This window comes from Dietzia sp. CW19 (genome assembly GCF_014145265.1).
In the GTDB taxonomy this organism is placed as follows: Bacteria; Actinomycetota; Actinomycetes; order Mycobacteriales; family Mycobacteriaceae; genus Dietzia; species Dietzia natronolimnaea.
Genome location: NZ_JAALEE010000411.1, coordinates 1 through 2,582, shown reverse-complemented (window position 1 = coordinate 2,582; position 2,582 = coordinate 1). Strand labels below are relative to the sequence as shown.

Below are 2,582 nucleotides of genomic sequence, written 5' to 3'. Positions count from 1 at the left end.
CCCGCCGGGCCCGCCGTGGTGGCGCGCGCCGCGCGCGTGCGGGACACCCCTTCCGGGCGGGTCGGGAGCCGGTCGATCCTCGTCGAGGTCCCGGAATCCGACGCCGCCCGGTTGGCCTCCACGGCCGCCGGAACGCCACTGGCTGTGCTGGTGCACGGATGACGGGACGCAGCGCCAGATCGGCGGAGCGGCAGAGGACGCTAGTGCCTCGGCGGGGCCAATCGTGCTGGTAACGTCTCTGCAGTCCAGTTCGGGACGCACGACCACGCACGTGGTGGACCACACCGCGTCACCAGAGAGGGGTGCAGGATGCTCAAGGGCTTCAAAGACTTCATCATGCAGGGCAACGTGATCGACCTGGCCGTCGCCGTGGTCATCGGCACGGCGTTCGCGTCGATCGTCGACGCCTTCACCAGCGCGATCATCAACCCGCTCATCGCCCTGCTCGGCGGGAACAGCGAGATCGGGTTCGCCGTCCAGCTGCTGGACAACAACCCCGAGACCAGGATGGACTTCGGGTTGCTGCTCACCGCGATCATCAACTTCCTGCTGATCGCCGCGGTCATCTACTTCGTCCTGGTGGGGCCGATGAACAAGATGAAGGAGGCCGCCGCCAAGCGCAAGGGCATCGACGCCCCCGCCTCGGACAACGACCTCCTCGTGGAGATCCGCGACCTCCTCGCGGGTCGCCCGCTCACCCATCCGTCGGACCCGCGGAGCACGTCCGGCGAGTCCTGACACCACGCCCCGCCGCGGGGCCCCCGTCACCCGGAACCGGACCTCAGCGCCGGACCTGAGCGCCGGCACCCGGCGACCCCGCCGACACCGCTGATGCGGGTCTCACCCGTGGTGGGGAGGGCGTTGCTCCCTCCACCAGTCGTCCCCGAGCCGGGCGTCGAGGTCACGGGCCTCGTCGGACGTGGTCCGCGGCAGGGTCTCGCCGAACACGTCGTCGATCCGGGCGCTGCTGTACGAAGCGCTGATGATCGGGGCGCTGGAGTCCTGTGCCCTGCGGTCCGGGGCGCCGTCGGTCACAGCTCGTCTATCGCCGACAACTGCGCCACCACGTACGAGACGAGCGGGCACAACGTGGCCATCCCGTCCCGGATGGCCGCGCGGCTGGGCGCGAGGTTGGCGACCACCGTACTGCCGGACACCCCGACCAACCCGCGGGAGACGATCGAGTCGACCGCGCCGGCGGTGAGGCCCGACGACCGGATGGCCTCGGCGATGCCGGGCAGCCGCTGGTCGAGGATCTCCTCCGTGACCTCGGGGGTGATGTCCCGTGGGCCGACCCCGGTGCCACCGACGGTCACGACGAAGTCGAAGCCGCCGACCACCGCGGTCTCGAGGGCCTTGCGGACCTCGGACTCCTCGGACGCCACGCCGACGACGCCGCCGACCAGGAAGCCCTCCTCCTCGAGCAGCTCGGTGACCAACGGGCCGATCGAGTCCTCGCGCGGATCCAGCCGGTCGGTCACCACCACGACCATCGCACGACCGGCGATGGGGGTGTCCGCCGGAACGGCCGCCGAGGGGTCGAAATCCACGTCCGTCTGGATCCTGCGCCCACCGGGCAGAGACCTCGGGTCGAATCTCGTGCTCATCTCGCCTCTCCCAGTACCACGTCGACAGTCGTCGGCTGATCGCCCACACGAGCAGCATAGGTGACGGAGATCGTCTCCCCCGGAGCCCTCGACCGGATCGCGGCGACCAGCGCGTCGCCGCTCTCGATCAGCCGCTCCCCGACCATGGTGATCACCGCCCCCTCCTCGATGCCCGCCTGCGCGGCGGGGCCTCCCACCTCGGTGGTGCGGACCAGCGCGCCGTCGATGTCGGGTTGGTCGCTCACCGAGACCCCGAGGACCGCACGGGTGGCGAACCCCTGCTTGATCAACTGGTCGGCGATGCGCCGGGCCTGGTCGACCGGGATCGCGAAACCCAGGCCGATCGATCCCGAGTTACCCGAGCCCAGCGACGCGATGGCGGAGTTGATGCCGACCAGCTCACCGTTCATGTTGACCAGCGCGCCGCCGGAGTTGCCCGGGTTGACCGCCGCATCGGTCTGGATGGCGTCGATCACCGTGTTCTGGTCGGACTGCGCGCCGCCCGCGCGCACCGGCCTGTCGAGCGCGGAGACGATGCCGGTCGTCACGGTGCCGGACAGGCCGAGCGGGGAACCCACCGCCGCGACGGCCTGACCCTCGTCCAGGTTCGAGGAGGACCCGAGCGCGATCGGGGTGAGCGACCGGTCGGTATCCGCCCTGATCACGGCGATGTCCGTGGCGGGGTCGGTGCCGACGACCGTCGCCGGCGCCCTCGACCCGTCGTTGAAGCGCACCTCGATCTGGCCGCCGGTCGCCGCCATCGCGATGACGTGGTTGTTCGTGATGATCAGACCGTCCTGGGCCAGCACCACGCCGGATCCCTCACCGCGTCCGGCCTGCCCGCGGACGTCGATCGAGACCACGCTCGGCAGGACCTTGTCGGCGACGGACTCGACCGTGCCGTCCGGGGCCTCACCCTCGGGCTGGACGGCGGTGATCGGGGAGGCGAGGCTCCCGCTGCCTCCGCCGCCCGCC

General features: G+C 71.0%; 4 protein-coding genes. 1 reads left to right on the top strand and 3 read right to left on the bottom strand.

All coding sequences use genetic code 11. The features are described 5' to 3' along the window. The first annotated feature begins 309 nt into the window (after positions 1 to 309). Positions 310 to 738, top strand: coding sequence for a large conductance mechanosensitive channel protein MscL (gene mscL, locus G6021_RS12290; RefSeq protein ID WP_182609882.1), 429 nt, complete (start codon positions 310 to 312; stop codon positions 736 to 738). Positions 739 to 840: 102 nt separating this feature from the next. On the opposite strand, the gene G6021_RS12285 is transcribed toward mscL, so the two are convergent. The 3 genes from G6021_RS12285 to G6021_RS12275 form a co-directional block, all read right to left on the bottom strand. After that, positions 841 to 1,035 (bottom strand): hypothetical protein, encoded by a 195-nt coding sequence (locus G6021_RS12285; protein WP_182609884.1) that lies wholly within the window; start codon positions 1,033 to 1,035, stop codon positions 841 to 843. Continuing rightward, positions 1,032 to 1,607 carry a molybdopterin-binding protein gene (locus G6021_RS12280; protein ID WP_179525840.1) on the bottom strand — a complete coding sequence of 192 codons (576 nt, stop codon included), beginning with the start codon at positions 1,605 to 1,607 and terminating at the stop codon, positions 1,032 to 1,034. Before G6021_RS12280 ends, G6021_RS12285 begins: the two co-directional genes overlap by 4 nt. Further along, the coding region (locus tag G6021_RS12275) for a trypsin-like peptidase domain-containing protein (protein ID WP_182609883.1) at positions 1,604 to 2,582 on the bottom strand (979 nt) is incomplete at its 5' end. The genes G6021_RS12275 and G6021_RS12280, both read right to left, overlap by 4 nt.

What these genes read in the sequence shown, in the direction of transcription:
- mscL (WP_182609882.1), top strand. Translation starts at nt 310, where the DNA reads ATGCTCAAGGGCTTCAAAGACTTCATCATGCAGGGCAACGTGATCGAC.
- G6021_RS12280 (WP_179525840.1), bottom strand. Translation starts at nt 1,607, where the DNA reads ATGAGCACGAGATTCGACCCGAGGTCTCTGCCCGGTGGGCGCAGGATC.